We start from the raw sequence: 18,064 nt of genomic DNA on the forward strand, positions 1-18,064 counted from the left end.
TCTCGGCCGCAACGGCGAGACTGTCGGGATCGTAAGTGAGCCCCGAGACGTCATTGAAGATCGCGGCACCTGCCGTGGCGGCGGCACGCGCCACATCGGCTTTCCGCGTATCGATGGAGATGGCAGCCTTGATGCCGTGCAGCTGCTCGATGACCGGCACCACGCGGGCAAGCTCGTCTTGCGTCTCGACCGTATCGGACCCCGGCCGCGTCGACTCTCCGCCAATATCGACAATGTCTGCACCCGCGGTGGCGAGGCCAGCGGCGTGGACCACCGCTTCCTCTTTGGTGTCGTACAGCCCGCCATCGGAAAAACTGTCCGGCGTCACATTGACGATGCCCATCAGCAACGGACGGTCGAGACTGAACCCGGCGAAGGGCGGGCGCTGTGCCGTCACTCGCTCAAGCAGCGGCGTGAGATCGGCATCTCTCGATTCGGCGAGCGCGCGCGCGGCGAAGAGATGGGCCTTGCTGTCGCCGGGAACGCCTTCGATCAGCTCGGCCGCGGTGAAGGCGATCACACTGCCGGCGACCGGCAGTGCAAAACCTTCCGCAATGGCTGTCGCAGCGGTCGGGCCGTAGAGAAAGCCGATCGGCCGGAGAAAAAGCTTCGTCATCACGGCAGGCTTAGCACGGACGCCGCCCGCACGCGCCTGTGTCAAAAACGAGCATGCCCGGCACAAGGCCGGGCATGACGACTAGACTATGAGGTCGGAGCTTAAGGCTCAAGTCGTGGGCTGAGGCGCCATGCCGCCAGTGTCAGGCTCCGGCGGTGCCTTCTTGCCCTTGCCCGCGACGGGCACGGCCGAGGCTGGCGGCGGCCGCGTGCTGGTATCGGGCGTGAAATCCCGAACCGGCGGCTTGCCGTTCAGGAGATTCTTGATCTCCTCGCCGCTGAGGGTCTCGTATTCCAGGAGCCCACGCGCGACGACGTGGAGATTGTCGATTTCCGTCTCGAGAATTCTGCGCGCCTCGGCATAGGACTCGTCGACGAGGCGATGAATCTCATCATCGACGGTCTTCTGCGTCTCGTCGGAGAGATTTTGCGTGCGCGAGATGGAATGGCCGAGGAACACTTCTTCCTCGTTGTCGCCATAAGCGAGCGGGCCGAGCTTGTCGGACATGCCGTATTGCGTGACCATGGCACGCGCGAGCTGCGTCGCCATCTTGATGTCCATCGAGGCACCGGACGTGACCTTCTCGTAGCCGAAGATCAGCTCCTCGGCGACACGGCCGCCCATGGCGACGGTGATGTCCGCCTTGAGCTTCGCGCGCGTATGGGAAAGCATGTCGCGTTCCGGCAGCCGCATGACCATGCCGAGCGCACGTCCGCGCGGGATGATCGTTGCCTTGTGCACGGGATCGGACGCCGGCTGATGCAGGGCGACGAGCGCATGCCCACCTTCGTGATAGGCGGTGAGCGTCTTCTCTTCTTCCGTCATCACCATCGAACGGCGTTCGGCGCCCATCATCACCTTGTCCTTCGCGTCCTCGAACTCGTGCTGTGTGACGAAACGCTTGGACCGGCGCGCGGCGAGCAACGCGGCCTCGTTGACGAGATTGGCGAGATCGGCGCCCGAGCAGCCGGGCGTGCCGCGCGCAACGACGCGCAGATCGACATCCGGCGAGGGCGGAACCTTGCGCACATGGACCTTCAGGATCTTCTCGCGGCCGATGATATCGGGGCGCGGCACCACGACCTGACGGTCGAAGCGGCCCGGACGCAGCAGCGCGGGATCGAGCACGTCGGGACGGTTTGTGGCCGCGATCAGAATGATGCCTTCATTGGCCTCGAAGCCGTCCATCTCGACGAGCAACTGGTTGAGGGTCTGCTCGCGTTCGTCGTTGCCGCCGCCGAGGCCCGCCCCACGATGCCGTCCGACGGCGTCGATTTCGTCGATGAAGATGATGCAAGGCGCGTTCTTCTTCGCCTGCTCGAACATGTCGCGGACGCGGCTTGCGCCGACCCCGACAAACATCTCGACGAAGTCGGAGCCCGAAATCGTGAAGAACGGAACGTTCGCCTCGCCGGCGATCGCGCGCGCGAGCAGCGTCTTACCGGTGCCGGGAGGGCCGACCAGCAACGCGCCGCGCGGGATGCGCCCGCCGAGCTTCTGGAACTTTTGCGGATCGCGCAGGAACTCGACGATCTCCTCCAGATCCTCCTTCGCCTCTTCCACGCCGGCAACGTCGTCGAAGGTGACGCGGCCGTGGCGTTCGGTCAGGAGCTTCGCCTTGGACTTGCCGAAGCCCATCGCGCGACCGCCGCCGGACTGCATCTGGCGCATGAAGAAGATCCAGACCGCGATGAGAAGCAGCATCGGGAACCAGGAGACGAGCACGCCGAGCAGCGACGGCACGTCCTCCTCCGACGGCTTTGCGGTGATCTTCACGTTCTTCTGGTAGAGCTTGTCGACCAGGTTGGGATCGTTGGGCGCATAGGTCTGGAAGGCGCGGCCATCGGAAAAGTGGCCGGTGATCGTGCTGCCGGCGATGGTCACGTCCTGAATGCTGCCGCTATCGACTTCGCTCAAAAGCTGGGAAAAGCTGATCTCATTGCCGCGAACCTGGACCCCAGGGCTCTGGAACAGGTTGAACAGCGCAACGAGCAGCAGGCCGATAAAAACCCAGATGGCGAAGTTACGGAAATTGGGATTCATGACTGTCCTGACTGATTGAGGTCCGGGCGGACCCCGCGCCCTCGGAATGCCTGCGCGCCATCCTTGGGACTAAGCCTTGCTAACATAGGAACCAGCGCTCTCCTTGCCAAGTAAAGCTAACGCAAAGAGGTGCACGGTTCCTCAACGTCTTACCGCCGCATCGCGGCGTTAGCGCGGCGGGGCATCAACCACGGCCGCGTTAACGAAGGCGGTTCTGAAGCCGGGGGCTCCCCCGTCAGCAGGGCTTCCGGGCCGCGGCACGGCGACAAGACGATCCTCGCGCCAGCAGGCAGGAAGCGTCCGCCCCGCAAGCCGCGGCAGGGCCGCAAGCCACGGCACCGTGCGCCGCAGCTCGATAAAACCGCCCTCTCCCAACGCCCGCACCGTGACCGGTCCCTGCGTGCCCGCGTCGAGCCCGACGCGGAAGCGATTGTCCCACAGCGCCTGCGAACCCGGCTCGAGCGACAGGACCGGCAGCGGAAGCCGCGTCCGCACCTCGCGGAAGACCCCGAGGCGTCCCGCAGCGGGTTGCACCCGGCAGGCGCTGAGCGTCCGTGCCTTGAGCGGATCTTGGGCAACAGCGGCCATCAGCGCCTCGAGCTTCGCGAGCTGTAAGGGTTCCTCCCGCCCGCTGACCGAGGCGATGACCCGGCCGAGCGCACGCAAGGCGATCTCCTCCGACGCCGAGGCGAGCGCGCCCTGGTCGAGGAGGCAATAGCCAGCGTCCTGTGTCTCGCAATGATCGGCGAGGAAAGAATTCGTCGCGCGTTCCAGCGCCTCTTTCGCCCGCCGCAGGCGCCGCGCCGAGCGTGCCAACGCCTCTGGCGTCAGGCCGAGACGGAGAAGCGCCTCGCGCTCATCCCTGAGCCGCGCGCGCTCGAAGCGGGAATCGGCATTGCTGGGATCGGTCGCGAACGGGACGCCGCGCACCACAAGCGTCGAGACAAGCCGAGCCTTCGGCACATCGAGCAGCGGCCGCAAGACAGCAATGCCGCCCCATGCACTTTGCTCGGACACGGCGGACAGGCCGTCGAGACCGCTGCCGCGCTTCAGCCGCATCAACACGGTTTCGGCCTGATCGTCGAGATGATGCGCGGTCACGAGCGCTGGAATGTCGTGCGCGTGGCAATACGCGGCGAGGAGATCGTAGCGGGCGATACGCGCGCGCGCCTGCAAGCCGCCGGCACGCGCATCCGGAACCCCTTGTAGCGTGGCGTGGTCCAGGCCGAGACGAGTCGCCACGGCGGCGACCGTTGCCGCCTCGTCCTTGGCCTCTGGGCGCAGCGCGTGATCGACCGTGAGCACGGTGAGCCTGACGCCGCGATCGGAGGCCCACGGAGCGGCAAGCTGGAGAAGGGCGATGCTGTCGGGGCCTCCCGACACTGCAAGCGCCAAATGCGAATAGCGGTGGAGCGGCGCCAGCATCGCGCCGGCCTCCCCGTCTGAAACTGGAAGAACACTCATCTCAGCAACCGGCCTTCGTGCGCTCGTTCGCAGCCAACTCGCGAATATGATCTCTCGCGGACGGATATTTGGTCTTCAGCTCATTGAAGGTCGAGCACGCGGCGTCCTTCTGTCCCAGCGCGGCGAGCGACATGCCGAGCTTGAGGAGAGTGTCGGGGGCCATCTGATTCGACTTGTAGGTCTGGTAGCCCTTGAGGAAGGTGTCGGCAGCATCCTTGAACTGACCGCGCATGAAATAGCTCTCGCCGAGCCAATATTGCGCATTCCCCGCCAGCCTATCGCTCGGATAGGTGGCGAGAAACTCACGGAACACCGGCTCCGCGGCGACGTAGTCGCGCTGCATGACGGACCCATAGCCCTGCTCGTAAAGCGCCTTGGCGTCGTTGGCCGGTAGCGCCGCTGTCAGGCTCTGCGGCTGATCGTGTCCGCCGCTTCCGCTACCAAGATCGGAGGGCAAGGGCGACAAGGACTCAGGCCACGCATCGGCGTCTCGATTCTCCGGAGGCTGGCTCGCGCCGTTCGGCGTGGTTGTCGTATCGAAAGACGTTGGCGCGATGGCGTCGGTCGCGGACGCAAGGGCCGTCGGCGATTGCGCAGGCGCCTGTCCCTGACGCCCGGGCACGTCGCCGTTTTGCGGCAGAGGCGGCAGCGACTGCGGCGCGCAGGAGAGCTGCGCCTGCATGGCGCTCAATTGTTGCGCCATCTGCTCCATCTGGTTCGTCAGCGCTTGGATCTGGGTCTCAAGCGCTTGGATGCGGGGACCCGCATCGCCGAACCCCCCATCGTCGCCGCGCGAGACCGACGGCGGCGCGCTCGAGCCGGCCTGCGAGCCCGCGTTGGGATTCGCCCGCAACAAGGATTCCAGAGTTCCGACCATGACCTGAAGGTCGGCGAACTGCTCTTCCAGCCTGCCGATTCGACTGGAGGTTGAATCGCCGCTCGGCGCCTTCGGCTGTGCCGCCGGCGCAGGCGCCGCCTGCTGGGCATAAACCGGCGACGCGAGAAGGCAGGCGAGCAGGCCGGCCGCCGCCACAGCGCGAAGCGGGTGCGAACGCGCGCACCTCGACGTCAGGAGAGCGATCACGATGGGGCCTTGTCGATGCCTGGCTGATGCCTGCGGTCCGTCAAGAACATGCCGGAACCTAGCGCATTTTCAGCCGGTTTGGGGCCAAACTTTGATCGGAGCTATTACGCCGCAATCGAGCCGGAGGCCCCCGCCCCAAGCGTCAGCTGGCGGATGCCAGCCGACCGACTTCCGTTCAGCCCGCTAGTAACGCGCGACCGCCGCGTTGTTCAGGTTCGTCTTCGCGCGGCGATTCTGCGACCAGCAGGAAATGTCGTCGCAGGTCGCGACCGGGCGCTCCTTGCCGTAGGAAATCGTACGCAGCCGGCCCTGGTTCACACCTTGCGCGGCGAGGAAGTTCCTGACGGAAATCGCGCGCCGTGCACCAAGCGCGATGTTGTATTCGCGCGTGCCGCGCTCGTCGGCGTGGCCCTCGATCAAGATCGTGTATTGCGGATATTGATTGAGCCAACGGGCCTGATTGCGCAGAATCCCCTGAGCCTCGCCCGTCAACGATGAGCTATCCACCAGGAAGAGAACGACATCGCCGACATTGACGGCGAAATCTCGGCTGGTGCCGGGTTGAACCGGGCCTTCTCCACCGAGACCATATTGCTTTGGCTGCGCCTGACGCGAGCAAGCCGCAAGTGCCAAGGCAACCACCAGAACGCCTGCGATTTTGCAAGCGCACTTAATCCCACCACTCATGTACATGAACTGAACTCCCGCTACCCGGTTTTAGGAAATCGTTAAAGGTAAAACCTTAACGATTCCCTATTAACCTTGATCGTCGAGCAGACTAGCAGCCGGGAAAGGCCAAAAAGAGCCTCAAAAGAATTGGATGCCAGGGACACTGCTATGAGCAGTGGCCCGGCACCCGATCCTTGTCGGTGGAAGGCCGGAGCCTTCCACCAGAAATCCTTTGGCCGCAGCTTAGACGCGAACAACCTGCTCGACCACGACGTCGGCTGAGCCGAGCTTCAGGGGCTCTGCGACGACGGCCTTCTCGTGGTGGCCAAAGCAGCCACCAAGCGCAACTGTGGCGGCCACGAGTGTGGCAACGACGATAACGCCCTTCAAACCCTGCATGGTCTTCTCTCCTTTGGTTAAAACGGCAGTAGCCGTCTTTGCATGTACCGGCGCGGCTGGTTCAGATCAAGACCGGACTACCGTTCTACAACCGTTTTCCGGTGGGTTGATGCCAAAATGCAACGCCGAATCTCATCCTCCAGCCAATCGAGGCTAGCCCTCAGGGGGACCTCGATCAAGAAGGTTAACACCCTGCCGGATTAGGCTTAAAAAAGCGTAACTTACCGTGCCGAAAGGAAGCGGCAACGCTTCCTCTGAGACATTCTGGCAACGCTTTCGCTAGTTGATGAGGGGCGACCAGGCCGGGTCGGAGCCGAACGCCGGCGTGGCCACCTGGCGCTCGTTATAGCCGGTGAGATCGATGGTGAAGAGCCTCGGGCCCCCGCCGGCGCCGGGCGATTCCCGGAAGAACATCAGGACTCGGCCATTCGGGGCCCAGGTCGGCCCCTCATTGTGGAAGCCCTCGGTCAGAACGCGTTCGCCGGAGCCGTCCGGCTTCATCACGCCGATCAAAAATTGGCCGCCTTGCTGCTTTGTGAAGGCGATGAGGTCGCCCCGCGGCGACCAGACCGGGGTGGAGTAGCTGCCAGCGCCCCGGCTGATGCGGCGCTGGCCGGAGCCATCGGCATTCATGACGTAGATCTGCTGTGAGCCCTCGCGGTCGCTCTGGAACACCACCTGGCGTCCGTCAGGGGAATAGCAGGGAGAGGTGTCGATGGCCTGTCCCTGGGTCAGGCGCATTGTCCTGCGGCTGCGCAGGTCCATGGCGAAGATGTTGGCGTTTCCGCCCTCCTCGAGGCTCATGATGATGCGCTGGCCGTCTGGCGAGAAGCGTGGCGCGAAGGTCATGCCCGGAAACGCGCCGACGATCTCCCGCTGCCCCGTTTCGATGTTGAGAAGGTAGACCTTGGGCTTCTCGCCGCCGAAGGACATGTAGGTGATCTCTTGCGTGGAGGGGCTGAAGCGCGGCGTGAGCACGAGCTCGTTGCCCGTCGTCAACAACCGCACGTTGTATCCATCCTGGTCCATGATGGCGAGACGCTTCATGCGCTTGTCCTTCGGACCCGATTCGTCGACGAAGACGACGCGGCTGTCGAAATAGCCCTTCTCGCCCGTGATGCGCTCATAAATGGCGTCGGCGATGATATGAGCGATCCGCCGCGCCTCCTTCGGCCGGGTGAAGAACTGCTCGCCGGCGAGCTGCTTGCCCGACAGCGGATCCCACAGCCTGAACTCAGCCTTGAGCTTGCCGTCCTGGCTACCGACGCGGCCGACGACGAGAGCCTGCGCGTTCAGCAGGCGCCAATCCTCGAAACGCGGCACCCGATTCGTGTCGAGGCCCTTCTCGATGAAGGCGGCGGGGTCGATTGGCTTGAACAGGCCTGACGACTGGAGGTCGCTCGCCACGACATTGCTGATTTCACGAGCCTTTTCCGCATCCACCGAACCATCGGTGGCGAACTCGGGAATGGCGATGGGCATCGGCTGGATGTTGCCCTGCGTGATGTCGAGCTCCATCACCGCGCGCGCCGGTGTCGGCAGCGCAGCCACGAGCGCCGCGAGACCGAGCGCGAGCGCCGGCGCTGTCCGGAGCAAGATGGATGAGGGTGCAGAGTGCATTTCGGTCATACAAGTCATGAGCAGATTTAGCCGCTCCGATACATTTGGCTTGGGTCGAAATTAAGGATCATGTCGCGCCAGGCCGAGTATTTCTCGACCGGCAGCGTGTAAGGCTGGCACTGGTAGACCGCGCGCACCGCGCTGTCGGCAGCGGCCTGGAAAAAGGCCGAGCCCCCGCTATTGGCGATGCTGGGGTAGCCGATCAGGGTGCCGTCCTCATTCAGCTGGAGGCGCAGCTTCACGACGATGCTGTCCGCGCCGAGTCCGCCCGGCGGCGGGTTCCAGCACTGCGCGATTCGCGCGCGCAACGCGTCGATCTCGTTCACCGACATCGTCAGTTGCGTGCCGTTGCTCTGCCCGCGCACCGGTTTCTCCGGCGCATCCTCGGCGATCTCGTTGGGCGTCGCCTCCTCGGCCGCATCCGGAATCTTGTTGAGGAGAGCGGCAATCCGATCGGCGTTGAAGTCGCGCGAGGGCTTTTTCGGCGCCGGCTTTTTCGGAGCGTCAGCTTTTTTCGGCTCGGGCTTTTTGGTCTCGGGCTTCTTTTCCGGTTCCGGCTCCTTGGCCTTTGCGATTTTTTCCGGCTTGGGCTCCGGCTTTTTCGGCGACTCGACCTTTTCCGGCACGGGCTCCGGCTTTTTCTCCGGCAGCGCCTCGGTTTTCTCCGGCGGTTCGACCTTTTCCTTCACCGCGACCGGCTTCTCTTCCTTGGGCTTCGCCACCAGGGGAGCTTCGTCCTTGGCGTTGGCCATGCCGGCCTTCAGCCTGGTGATCTCGGCCGGCGTTGCGAGGTCGACAGGGATTTCCTGGAGCGGCGCTGAGTCGAGCTTCGTCGTCGGGAGGGCGGCCACCACCCACAGCAGGAGCGCGCCGTGCAGCGCGGCAGAAATGAAGGTGCTTCTGCGCATCCTATCCGAGCTTTCGAGCTTCCCTCGTTACAGCGGGTCGACCTGATCGGTGACGAGCGTGACCGGCAGACCCGCCTCTTTGATTCTCGCCAGGACTTTCACGACATTCCCGTAGGCGGTGCGGTTATCACCGCGCACCCACACCCGTTCTCCGCTTCCGGTCTCCCGGATAGCAGCAAGTTTGGGCACAAGTTCGTCAAAGCTGATCTCGGAGTTCTGCAAAAAGATCTTGCCGTCCGGATCGACGCTGATGTTGAGCGGCTCCGCTTCCGCCTTGACTGGCCCCGCCTCGGTCTTGGGCAACTCGATATTCGGCAGCTCGCTCTTGGCGGCCTCGACCTCGACACCCACCGTCAGCAACGGCGCCGCCACCATGAAGATGATCAGCAGCACGAGCATGACATCCACCATCGGCGTGACATTGATCTCGCTCATCGGGCGTGACGCGCGCCGCCGCGTCCGCCGGCTTCCGCCTCCGCCCCCGGTGTCGATCGATGCACCCATCGCCTTGCCTCCTTACACCGTGGTCTTGTCGATCTGCCGCGACAGGATCGCGGAGAACTCGTCGGCAAAACCTTCCAGCCGTCCCGCGTGCCGGGCGACTTCCGTGTTGAATTTGTTATAAAAAATGACCGCTGGAATCGCCGCGAGCAGGCCCAGCGCGGTGGCGAACAGAGCCTCCGCGATGCCGGGCGCCACCACTGCAAGGCTCGTATTCTTGCTGACCGCGATCGCCTGGAAGCTCGTCATGATGCCCCACACGGTGCCGAACAGACCGACGAAGGGCGCCGTCGAGCCGACGGTGGCGAGAAAGGTGAGCCGCCGCTCCATGCGCTCCACCTCGCGGCTGACGGTCACGTCCATGACCTTCTCCACGCGGAGTTGCACTCCTGCCGAGGGCTTTGGATTTCGCTCGATACTTCGTTTCCATTCGCGCATGGCCGCGACGAACAGCGCCGCCATGGAGGTGTTCCGGCGCTGCGACAGCGCCTGATAGAGCTCTTCGAGCGACTGGCCGGACCAGAACACCTGCTCGAAATTGTCCGTCTCCTTGCGCGTCCGCGCGAAGAGGAAGAACTTTTCGAAGATGATGGCCCAGCTCCACATCGACGCCAGCACCAGCCCGATGATGACGAGCTTGACGACGATGTGCGCATTCTTGAAGAGCTCGAAGATCGATAGATCGACCGCAACGTCCGGCGGAGTCATGACGGCCTCTTGGCATGATCCAAAACTCGTCTCCCCGGGCCGCGGCCTTGGCGAGACGAAGCTTGGACTTCGTGGGGCTTGTTCCACGCTTGCTTGACGAAAATCGCCGGGGAGAACGCTAGGCGACCTTACGCGAGCGAATGTGACTAAACTTGGGCCCGTTTACCGTGATGGTCCGCGCTAGCTCTTCCGCTCCGACCCACACGCTTTACTGTTCTCGCTACGTTTCACGCCGATGGTTAACGAATCGTTGAAGCGCATCGCGCACCATCACCCCGATACGCTGCGGCTTGCCCGCGAACGACACCAGAACCACCACCACCCGCATGCGGGCAAGCACGGTCCCCGCAAGCCTGACCTCCTGCGTCAGGACGAGCGAAGCGCCCCCGATCTCGGCGCAGCGCGTCACCACCTCGAGCACCTGGCCCAGGCGAGCCGGCTTCAAATAATCAATCTCGATGCGGCGAACCACGAAGACGGCCCCCTCGCCCTCCTTCGGCTGCGCCAGGCTCTGATGATGGATCCCGAGCACGCGGATAAAATCGGAGCGGCCGCGCTCGCAAAAACGCAGAAAGCTTGCGTGATAGACGACGCCGCCGCAGTCGGTGTCTTCGAAATAGACCCGCACCGGGAGGATATGGGTGTCGCCCTCGATGCGTCCGGCGAGGTCCGGCCACGACCTGCTGACCTCCACCGTCACGTCTCCTCGCCGCCGTTGAAGAGCGGGAATTGCGACGACTGCGCCGAGGTCGGCAGCCCGAGATGGGTGAAGGCCGAGGCGGTGAGGACGCGCCCGCGCGGCGTGCGCGCAATCAAGCCCTGCTGCAAGAGATAGGGCTCGATGATCTCCTCGATGGCGTCGCGCGGTTCCGACAGCGCCGCCGACAACGTCTCCACCCCGACGGGCCCACCGTTATAGTTCACCGCGATGCAGCGCAGGTAACGGTGATCGAGCGCGTCAAGGCCGCGCGTATCGACCTCGAGCTGCGATAGCGCCCCGTCGGCGATCTTGGCGTCGACGGCGGCAGCGCCGGCGACGGATGCGAAATCCCGCACCCGGCGCAAGAGCCGCGCCGCAACGCGAGGCGTACCGCGCGCGCGCCGTGCAATCTCATGCGCGCCTTCCGGCGTGAGACCAAGCCCAAGCAGCCGCGCACCCCGGCGCACGATCTCTTCCAGCTCCGCAACGCCGTAGAATTCGAGCCGGATGGGAATGCCGAAACGCTCGCGGAGCGGCGTGGTGAGAAGGCCCGTGCGCGTGGTGGCGCCGACAAGCGTGAAGCGGGAAAGATCGATGCGCACCGAGCGCGCCGCCGGTCCCTCGCCGATGATGAGGTCGAGCTGGAAGTCCTCCATCGCCGGATAGAGGATTTCCTCGACCGCCGGACTGAGCCGGTGGATCTCGTCGATAAAGAGGACGTCGCGGTCCTCGAGATTGGTGAGAAGTGCTGCGAGATCGCCGGCCTTGGCGATCACCGGACCGGAGGTCGCGCGAAAGTTGACGCCGAGCTCGCGCGCCACGATCTGCGCAAGCGTGGTCTTGCCGAGACCGGGCGGCCCGGCGAAGAGCACATGATCGAGGGCCTCGCGGCGAGAGCGCGCGGCATCGATGAACACCTTGAGATTGTTGCAAACTTTCGCCTGACCGATGAACTCGGACAGCGTCTGCGGGCGAAGCGAGACCTCGGGCTGGTCGTCGTCGCGTTTGGCGGCCGCGAGCACCCTCTCAGCCATGCGCCCTGCCTCCGAGCCGGGGATTGATGACGGCGGCCGCCAGAGACGTCCTCATTGCGCAAGCTCCCGAAGGCCGAGGCGGATAAGCTCCTCGGTCCGCGCCTCGCGGCCGGCCTTGTCTAGTGCCGCGGTGACGGCGGCGGCGGCCTGCACATGGGCATAGCCGAGATTAAGTAGCGCAGACACGGCATCGCGTGCAGCGAGCCCCTCCGGCAGTGCCGCCACGGCCGGCTGCACGCCTCCGCCCGGCCGCAGCGCCGGTGCAAGCATCGGCATTTTGTCCTTGAGCTCGGCGACGATGCGCGCGGCGACCTTCGGACCGACACCGGGCGCCCGCGCGACCTGGGCATTGTCCTGTAGCGCCACCGCATTGGCGAGTTCGCCCGCACTCAAGACGCCGAGCACCGCAAGCGCAACCTTCGCCCCGGCCCCCTGCACCGTCTGGAGCGCGCGGAACCAAGCGCGGTCATGCTCGGTGGCAAAGCCGTAAAGCCGGATGGAGTCCTCGCGCATATGAGTGTCGATGGCGAGGCTGACCATGTCGCCGATGGCGGGGAGGCCGGCGATGACCCGCGCCGACACCGTCACCTCGTAGCCGACGCCGCCCACATCGATGATCAAGGATGCGAAGCCGACACTATCGAGACGGCCCGTGAGCTTGCCGATCATGACGCGCTCCGCAGGCTGAGCGCGACCGCCGCCTCGAAGCGCCGCCAAGAACGCGAATGGGCATGCGTGATGGCGATGGCGAGCGCGTCGGCAGCATCGGCGCTATCGGGGGTGGCGCGCGGCAGGAGGCACTTCACCATGGCGCGGATTTGAGCCTTGTCGCCGTGGCCCGCGCCGACCACCGTCTTCTTGACCGCATTCGGGGCGTATTCGGCGATGGGGAGGCCGAGCAGCGCCGGCGCGAGCATCGCGATGCCCCGCGCCTGCCCGAGCTTCAGCGTGGCGGAGCCGTCGCGATTGACGAAGGTCTGCTCCACGGCGGCCTCTGCCGGCGCGAGAAGCGCCAGGACCTCCGACAGCCCGTCGAAGAGCTGCCGCAAGCGGGGGCCCAGGCTCTCGGCCTGATCCGACGTGACCGAACCGCAGGCGACAAAGATGCGCTTCACCCCGTCGCTGTCGATGACGCCCCACCCGGTGCGCCTGAGCCCGGGATCGATGCCGATGATGCGGATCGTCTGTCTCGCGTTTGCCAACGGCACTCCTTGCTGACCGCGCCCCGGGCCAGATCGAATCGTTTGGCGATTCTGCCATGCGGCGGCCGGAGGAGGTAGCGCACTGAATTCCGTCACTAGGCGATGATCGCGTGTCGTGCTTGCTCTTCCCACATCAACGCCACCGGACCCACCCTCGCAAAATCCGTGCTTGGGCACCAAATACCGGCTGCGGCGTTATTCTACCGGAGCGTGGAGAGGCGGCGAAGCCGATGTTGAATCGAGATTTTGCGAGCCCTAGAAATAGTCTGCTGGCATCCTTGCCCACCCGGCAGTTCGAGAAACTTCTACCCTTAATGCAAAGGGTTACCCTCGTCCCTCGCCGGGTCCTGCAACACGCGAATCTTCCGATCAAGCATGTCTATTCATAGAAGATGGGCTCGTTTCCGTCCAGCCTTGCCCCTTCTCTGCACTCTCGTCGAGATCGAATTGCACGCCCACTGAACATAAGATGCCCAGCCAAGGCCGGGCACCTTATGCACATGCCCTACTGGCCGCCTCGAATGACCGAGCAATTGCCCACCGTGTCGACGGTCACGAAATATCGTTCCGCCAAAGCGGGGGTAGCCAGAACGATCGTCAACAGGCTTGCGATCAGGTATTTTTTCATCTCGGGTTCCTCCTTCGGAAGAGATCAGCTTCGAAGGTATGGTTTCCCGTCGTTGAGCAGCAGGCGCACGGGCGAGGACTCGGTACGGTACTGGACGTTGTTTCTGCACGCCGGTCCGCCGGCGCAAACTTGGGAACGGCGCCGTCAAATCTTCCACTTTTCGGCGGCATGCTTCGCCTAGATTGAGCTTGAGGGAGCAGGAGGCGGATGCGGGAACGGGTCGCCGGCCAGATCGGATATGCGCTGAGCGCCGCATGGCCCTTGCTGGCTTTCGGGTCGTGCCTGCTCGCTCTGGCGGTTCCCGCGCCGGCCAGGGCCGCGCAAGACTGCGAAGTGCGGGGGCGCTCCTCCGTGGTCGTGAGTGTCAAAGCCAAGGGCGCCAAAGGCGACGGCAAGACCGACGATACCGCCGCCATCCAGGCCGCGATCACGGCGGTCGGCGGGACCGGCGGCACGGCGCTTGTGCCCAAGGGCACCTACATGGTCGACGCCGAGAGCGAGAAGCGGCTCATGCTCAAGAGCGACATGACGCTCAAACTCGACGACGGCGCCACGCTGAAGGTCATCCCCAACGGCGCAAAGCACACCGCTGCCCTGACCATCTCCGCCGTGTCGAACGTCACGGTGATCGGCGGCACCCTCGAGGGCGATCGCAAGGAGCACAAAACCAAATCCGGCCAGTGGGGCATGGGTATCCGCATCGTCGAGGATGCGCGCGACGTCACCATCGCGAACGTGACCGCGACGAAAATGTGGGGCGACGGCTTCTATGTCAGCAGCGCCAGCAATGTGCGCTTTTGCGCCGTTACAGCAGAGGGCAATCGCCGGCAGGGACTGACGATCGTCGCCGCCGATGGCGTGCTCGTCCTGGATTCCGTTTTCAAGGATACGCGCGGGACCCGCCCAAACGCCGGCATCGATCTCGAGCCCAACAAGCCGGACCACATCATCACCAATGTACGGATCGAGAATTCCAAGTTTCTCGACAATGCCGGCGCGGGAATCATCCTCAACTGCAAGCATGGGCGCATCTCCAAGGTGGAGGTCGCGCGCAATGTCTTCCGCGGCAATCGCCCGCTGCTCATTGCGAACGCACCGGCGGAGATCACATCGGATTTCTGCCGCAACCGGCAATTCACCAAACAGGAGCAGATCGCGGCCGGCTTCAATCCCTATGCCACGCCCATCGAAATCGTGGTGCTGCAAAGCGATTGCGAGAATATCGGCATGGAGGCCCGCCGGGGAAAGTCAACGAAACCGAAACCCTGAGGCGCGGCACGTGACCACCCCGCCTGCGCGGGCTTGCGCTCAGCTCACGCCCGGACCGCGCATCTCCTTGATGGCTGCCTGAATGCGGCGCCAGTCGCTCGCCTCTTTTGTCGTGCCTTGCTGCTCGCATTCGGCGGCCTTCCGCGCGGCCTCCAGTTCAGCCTTGTCTCCATGCGCGTCGAAGAGACGGCGCGCAAGGTCATGAATTTGGCTCATGTGCATGGCCTACCCTCCTTATCGAACCACTGAGTTTCGACGCGCTATGCGACAGAACAAGGGCACCGGAAGGACGAAGTCGCCGCGGAAACGTCGACCGCACTTCCGCAATCTAAGCCATCGCAGGCTCCGGCGCCTTCGGCAGCTCGACGATCTGAACCAACCCACCGGACTCGCGATTAGCGATGCTGATAGCGCCGCCGGCGCGCTGAATGATCTCGCGCGCGATGGTGAGGCCGAGACCGGCACCGCGAATGTCCTGCCGCCGCGCGGGGTCGGCGCGGAAGAACGGCTCGAAGACCTGGCCGATCAGCGACGGCGGAATACCTGGACCCTCGTCCTCGATAACGATCCGCGCGGTCACCCTATCCATGCCGTCCACCTTGACGCGCGCGCGGACCCCATGGGTCGCCGCATTGATGATGAGATTGCGCAGCGCACGATTGAGCGTGAGCCGGCTCGCGCAAACGCTGACCGGCTCCGTCGCCATATTGGTCACGTCGAGATCCTGATCGCGCAATTCGGCGCCGATGCTCTTCACCAGCTCGTCGAGGCGGATCAGCTCCGGAGGCGACTTGCCGGATTCTTCGCGCACCAGCAGGATGGCGCTGTCGGCGATGCGCTCCAGCTCATCGAGATCGTTCAGCCACAGCGCGCGCTCCTCTTCGTCCTCCACGAACTCCGCCCTGAGGCGCATGCGCGTCATCGGCGTGCGCAGATCATGGCCGGCCGCAGCGACCAGCCGCATGCGGCTCTCGATCGCGCCCTTAAGGCGCAAGGAGAGCGCATTGAGCGCCTTGGCCGTCGCGCGCACTTCGCCCGGACCACGTTCGGGTATCGTCGGCAGCACCCCGTCAGGCCCCACCGAGGCCACGGTATTCTCAAGAAGGGCGAGCGGCCGCACCATGCGGTTGGCGACAAATACGGCAATGGCCGTGGCGCCGAACGTGATGAGGGCGAGCCACTTCAGGAGCACCCTGGTCGGCACGCCCCGCGGTGGCAGATTCATGATCGGCATGAGGTACCACTGGTTCTCAGCAATCGGGATCGAGACGGTCAAAGGCGCTCCCCTCTTTGCGCGGGAGATCGTCGCCGGCAGGTCGAGACCACGCGCCGACAAGGCATCGCGCAGCCGCAGCGTGGCGTCGTCGTAGTCACGCCCGGCAGCGGGTTGGTTGGAAAGGGGCAGCGTTGCCCCCTGCTTCGTGAGCGTGACGATCGTCTCCACCTGTTGTGCGACGGGCTCAAGGGAATGACGCGAAGCCGGCGGCCCCAGCAGATAGAGCAGCACCGCCGTGAGCAGAAACACCACGGAGACGATAGCGACGACGAGCAGCAGAATGAATTTCGCGCGGAGAGTATTCATGATGCCGCATCCTCGACGTCAACCTTCACGGTGAGCTGATAGCCGCCGTTGCGCACCGTCTTGAACAAGGTCGCGCCGCCGCTGTCGCCGAGCTTGCGCCGCAAGCGGCTGACGAGCACGTCGATGGAGCGGTCGAGAACGTCGCCGTTGCGGCCGCGGGTGAGGTCGAGCAGCTGATCCCGGGAAAGGAGCCGTCCCGGCCTGTCGAGGAAGGTCTTGAGCAGATCGAATTCGGCGCCCGTCAGCTCGACGTGCTGTCCGCCCGGATCGCTCACGCGCCGCGTTTGCGGATCCGCCGTAAAGCCTTCGAAGCGATAGGTCTTGGCCAGGGGGGATGGCGGCAGGGTCTCGGCGCGACGCCGCAGCACCGCCCTCACCCGGGCGATGAGCTCGCGCGGATTGAAGGGCTTTCCCAGATAGTCGTCCGCGCCGATCTCAAGACCGATGATGCGATCGACATCCTCCTTCAGCGCGGTGAGGAGAATGACTGGAACGTTGGAGCGCTGCGCGCGGAGATCGCGGCACATATCGAGGCCGGAGCCGTCGGGAAGCATGACATCGAGAACGACGAGGTCGATCTGGTGCGTGGTCAGCTGCTCGCGGAGTTCACGACAACTGGCGGCAAGGCGCACGCGAAAACCCTGGCTCTCGATATAGCGGGCGAGGAGCTTGCGGATTTCGGGGTCGTCGTCGACGACGAGAATTTGCGGTGTGCTGGCGGTCATCGGGGCCTTGCGCGAGGATTGGGTGCACTCGTTCTAGACCTCCTCCGCCCGCGTCACGAGCGGATTTTTGTAAACAAAACAGCTTCTTGCCCCATCAGCAACGTTCGGACACAACTCTCAGGAGCCCAGCAACGTTCGGACATGACGAGACCAACGCGCGCAACGAAGCCGCTTTAGCAATGAACACTCATCAGCCCAAGGACACACGAACATGAAGCACGCCCCCAAGGTCCTTTCCGTCCTCGCCGTCGCCAGTCTAGCCCTGCTGACCGTCGCCTGGGCGAGTTCCGACCGGAGATCAGATCGAAGCCATGGGATGAAGTCAGACGTTGCCGGAGACTCCGAACAGGGCGGCCGTCACGGTGATGGCGGCAAAATGCACGGTAAGCATCACGGCAAGATGTGTGAGCGTGGCGGTCGCGGCGAAGTCAGCTGGCACGGCAAGCACGGCAAAGGCGACAAGCAGGGATCGTGGCGCGATCCGGAACGTCTCGCCCAGAAGCTGAGCGCCCTGGAGACCGAGATCGGCATCCGCTCCAATCAGCTCGATACGTGGCGCGATTTCACCGATGCGTTGCTTGCCGTGATGACACCGCCGTCGCGGTTCTCAAAACCGGCCGACGCCAACGCGGACAACGATGAGCCCTTCAAGCTCGCCCAACGCCTCGCGGAAAATGCCATAGCGCGTGGTCAGAAGGCCGAGACGCTTATGAAGGCGATCGAAGCGCTGCGCGGCACGCTGAGCGCGGAGCAACTGCAAAAGGTTGCTTCTGTCGAAGCGAAAATGCGTGGAAAGATGCATGGACCGCACGGTCACCGTCCCGGACCCGGCCCCGATCGCGGCGGCCCGAGCGAACCCGATGCAGCACCGGAGCCGGCCGAGCCGACCCCTCAGGCCGAGTAACGACGAAA

The 18,064-nt window shown here is 64.4% G+C and carries 20 protein-coding genes; 2 read left to right on the forward strand and 18 right to left on the reverse strand.

Features of this window, described 5'->3' with window-relative positions; genetic code table 11:
• The 15 genes from ACR2J1_RS11765 to ACR2J1_RS11835 all read right to left on the reverse strand — a co-directional run.
• Positions 1–616 (reverse strand): dihydropteroate synthase (locus tag ACR2J1_RS11765; protein ID WP_434019512.1); only part of this gene is annotated, 616 nt, incomplete at its 3' end.
• 108 nt (positions 617–724) lie between these two features.
• Positions 725–2,659, reverse strand: coding sequence for an ATP-dependent zinc metalloprotease FtsH (gene ftsH, locus ACR2J1_RS11770; protein ID WP_434019513.1), 1,935 nt, complete (start codon positions 2,657–2,659; stop codon positions 725–727).
• A 168-nt stretch (positions 2,660–2,827) separates the two neighbouring features.
• Positions 2,828–4,123, reverse strand: a complete 1,296-nt coding sequence (tilS, locus tag ACR2J1_RS11775) for a tRNA lysidine(34) synthetase TilS (RefSeq protein ID WP_434019514.1) — start codon at positions 4,121–4,123, stop codon at positions 2,828–2,830.
• A gap of 1 nt (position 4,124) precedes the next feature.
• The gene (gene ybgF / locus ACR2J1_RS11780; protein ID WP_434019515.1) at positions 4,125–5,156 is read right to left on the reverse strand and encodes a tol-pal system protein YbgF; all 1,032 of its coding nucleotides are present in this window, start codon (positions 5,154–5,156) and stop codon (positions 4,125–4,127) included.
• 234 nt (positions 5,157–5,390) lie between these two features.
• Positions 5,391–5,894: a peptidoglycan-associated lipoprotein Pal gene (gene pal / locus ACR2J1_RS11785; RefSeq protein WP_434019565.1), complete on the reverse strand. Its 504-nt coding sequence runs from the start codon at positions 5,892–5,894 to the stop codon at positions 5,391–5,393.
• A gap of 225 nt (positions 5,895–6,119) precedes the next feature.
• The gene (locus tag ACR2J1_RS11790) at positions 6,120–6,275 is read right to left on the reverse strand and encodes a hypothetical protein (protein ID WP_434019516.1); all 156 of its coding nucleotides are present in this window, start codon (positions 6,273–6,275) and stop codon (positions 6,120–6,122) included.
• A 279-nt stretch (positions 6,276–6,554) separates the two neighbouring features.
• Complete coding sequence (gene tolB, locus ACR2J1_RS11795; RefSeq protein WP_434019566.1) at positions 6,555–7,895, reverse strand: Tol-Pal system beta propeller repeat protein TolB; 1,341 nt, start codon at positions 7,893–7,895, stop codon at positions 6,555–6,557.
• A 26-nt stretch (positions 7,896–7,921) separates the two neighbouring features.
• Positions 7,922–8,803, reverse strand: coding sequence for a hypothetical protein (locus ACR2J1_RS11800; RefSeq protein WP_434019517.1), 882 nt, complete (start codon positions 8,801–8,803; stop codon positions 7,922–7,924).
• Positions 8,804–8,830: 27 nt separating this feature from the next.
• Positions 8,831–9,307, reverse strand: coding sequence for an ExbD/TolR family protein (locus ACR2J1_RS11805; RefSeq protein ID WP_434019518.1), 477 nt, complete (start codon positions 9,305–9,307; stop codon positions 8,831–8,833).
• A 12-nt stretch (positions 9,308–9,319) separates the two neighbouring features.
• Positions 9,320–10,012, reverse strand: a complete 693-nt coding sequence (tolQ, locus tag ACR2J1_RS11810; RefSeq protein WP_434019519.1) for a protein TolQ — start codon at positions 10,010–10,012, stop codon at positions 9,320–9,322.
• A 220-nt stretch (positions 10,013–10,232) separates the two neighbouring features.
• Positions 10,233–10,706 carry a YbgC/FadM family acyl-CoA thioesterase gene (locus tag ACR2J1_RS11815; protein ID WP_434019520.1) on the reverse strand — a complete coding sequence of 158 codons (474 nt, stop codon included), beginning with the start codon at positions 10,704–10,706 and terminating at the stop codon, positions 10,233–10,235.
• Between the two features lie 2 nt (positions 10,707–10,708).
• On the reverse strand, positions 10,709–11,746 hold the full coding sequence (ruvB, locus tag ACR2J1_RS11820; protein WP_434019521.1) for a Holliday junction branch migration DNA helicase RuvB: 1,038 nt from the start codon (positions 11,744–11,746) through the stop codon (positions 10,709–10,711).
• A 51-nt stretch (positions 11,747–11,797) separates the two neighbouring features.
• Positions 11,798–12,415, reverse strand: coding sequence for a Holliday junction branch migration protein RuvA (ruvA, locus tag ACR2J1_RS11825; RefSeq protein ID WP_434019522.1), 618 nt, complete (start codon positions 12,413–12,415; stop codon positions 11,798–11,800).
• Positions 12,412–12,954: a crossover junction endodeoxyribonuclease RuvC gene (ruvC, locus tag ACR2J1_RS11830; RefSeq protein ID WP_434019523.1), complete on the reverse strand. Its 543-nt coding sequence runs from the start codon at positions 12,952–12,954 to the stop codon at positions 12,412–12,414. The genes ruvA and ruvC overlap by 4 nt, the downstream gene beginning before the upstream one ends.
• Positions 12,955–13,453: 499 nt before the next feature.
• A complete protein-coding gene (locus ACR2J1_RS11835) occupies positions 13,454–13,576 on the reverse strand; it encodes a hypothetical protein (RefSeq protein WP_434019524.1) in 123 nt (40 codons plus the stop codon).
• Positions 13,577–13,783: 207 nt separating this feature from the next.
• Here ACR2J1_RS11835 and ACR2J1_RS11840 point away from each other — a divergent pair, with 207 nt between their 5' ends.
• On the forward strand, positions 13,784–14,845 hold the full coding sequence (locus ACR2J1_RS11840) for a glycosyl hydrolase family 28-related protein (RefSeq protein ID WP_434019525.1): 1,062 nt from the start codon (positions 13,784–13,786) through the stop codon (positions 14,843–14,845).
• 39 nt (positions 14,846–14,884) lie between these two features.
• Here ACR2J1_RS11840 and ACR2J1_RS11845 read toward each other — a convergent pair whose 3' ends face one another.
• From ACR2J1_RS11845 to ACR2J1_RS11855, 3 genes are all read right to left on the reverse strand, one after another.
• The gene (locus ACR2J1_RS11845; protein ID WP_434019526.1) at positions 14,885–15,067 is read right to left on the reverse strand and encodes a hypothetical protein; all 183 of its coding nucleotides are present in this window, start codon (positions 15,065–15,067) and stop codon (positions 14,885–14,887) included.
• 106 nt (positions 15,068–15,173) lie between these two features.
• Positions 15,174–16,427: an ATP-binding protein gene (locus ACR2J1_RS11850; RefSeq protein ID WP_434019527.1), complete on the reverse strand. Its 1,254-nt coding sequence runs from the start codon at positions 16,425–16,427 to the stop codon at positions 15,174–15,176.
• Entirely contained in the window at positions 16,424–17,152 is a 729-nt protein-coding gene (locus tag ACR2J1_RS11855; protein ID WP_434019528.1) for a response regulator, read from the reverse strand. Before ACR2J1_RS11855 ends, ACR2J1_RS11850 begins: the two co-directional genes overlap by 4 nt.
• 211 nt (positions 17,153–17,363) lie before the next feature.
• On the opposite strand from ACR2J1_RS11855, the gene ACR2J1_RS11860 reads away from it, so the two are divergent.
• Positions 17,364–18,056, forward strand: coding sequence for a hypothetical protein (locus ACR2J1_RS11860; RefSeq protein WP_434019529.1), 693 nt, complete (start codon positions 17,364–17,366; stop codon positions 18,054–18,056).
• Positions 18,057–18,064 lie beyond the last annotated feature (8 nt).

Origin of the sequence: Methyloceanibacter sp. (assembly GCF_050999895.1) — a bacterium.
Classification (GTDB): Bacteria; Pseudomonadota; Alphaproteobacteria; order Rhizobiales; family Methyloligellaceae; genus Methyloceanibacter.

Excerpts from the sequence above, each read along its gene's own strand:
- ftsH (WP_434019513.1), bottom strand. The coding sequence starts at position 2,659 with ATGAATCCCAATTTCCGTAACTTCGCCATCTGGGTTTTTATCGGCCTG.
- tilS (WP_434019514.1), bottom strand. The coding sequence starts at position 4,123 with ATGAGTGTTCTTCCAGTTTCAGACGGGGAGGCCGGCGCGATGCTGGCG.
- pal (WP_434019565.1), bottom strand. The coding sequence starts at position 5,894 with ATGAGTGGTGGGATTAAGTGCGCTTGCAAAATCGCAGGCGTTCTGGTG.
- ACR2J1_RS11790 (WP_434019516.1), bottom strand. The coding sequence starts at position 6,275 with ATGCAGGGTTTGAAGGGCGTTATCGTCGTTGCCACACTCGTGGCCGCC.
- tolB (WP_434019566.1), bottom strand. The coding sequence starts at position 7,895 with ATGCACTCTGCACCCTCATCCATCTTGCTCCGGACAGCGCCGGCGCTC.
- ACR2J1_RS11800 (WP_434019517.1), bottom strand. The coding sequence starts at position 8,803 with ATGCGCAGAAGCACCTTCATTTCTGCCGCGCTGCACGGCGCGCTCCTG.
- ACR2J1_RS11805 (WP_434019518.1), bottom strand. The coding sequence starts at position 9,307 with ATGGGTGCATCGATCGACACCGGGGGCGGAGGCGGAAGCCGGCGGACG.
- tolQ (WP_434019519.1), bottom strand. The coding sequence starts at position 10,012 with ATGACTCCGCCGGACGTTGCGGTCGATCTATCGATCTTCGAGCTCTTC.
- ruvB (WP_434019521.1), bottom strand. The coding sequence starts at position 11,746 with ATGGCTGAGAGGGTGCTCGCGGCCGCCAAACGCGACGACGACCAGCCC.
- ruvA (WP_434019522.1), bottom strand. The coding sequence starts at position 12,415 with ATGATCGGCAAGCTCACGGGCCGTCTCGATAGTGTCGGCTTCGCATCC.
- ACR2J1_RS11835 (WP_434019524.1), bottom strand. The coding sequence starts at position 13,576 with ATGAAAAAATACCTGATCGCAAGCCTGTTGACGATCGTTCTGGCTACC.
- ACR2J1_RS11840 (WP_434019525.1), top strand. The coding sequence starts at position 13,784 with ATGCGGGAACGGGTCGCCGGCCAGATCGGATATGCGCTGAGCGCCGCA.
- ACR2J1_RS11845 (WP_434019526.1), bottom strand. The coding sequence starts at position 15,067 with ATGCACATGAGCCAAATTCATGACCTTGCGCGCCGTCTCTTCGACGCG.
- ACR2J1_RS11850 (WP_434019527.1), bottom strand. The coding sequence starts at position 16,427 with ATGAATACTCTCCGCGCGAAATTCATTCTGCTGCTCGTCGTCGCTATC.
- ACR2J1_RS11855 (WP_434019528.1), bottom strand. The coding sequence starts at position 17,152 with ATGACCGCCAGCACACCGCAAATTCTCGTCGTCGACGACGACCCCGAA.
- ACR2J1_RS11860 (WP_434019529.1), top strand. The coding sequence starts at position 17,364 with ATGAAGCACGCCCCCAAGGTCCTTTCCGTCCTCGCCGTCGCCAGTCTA.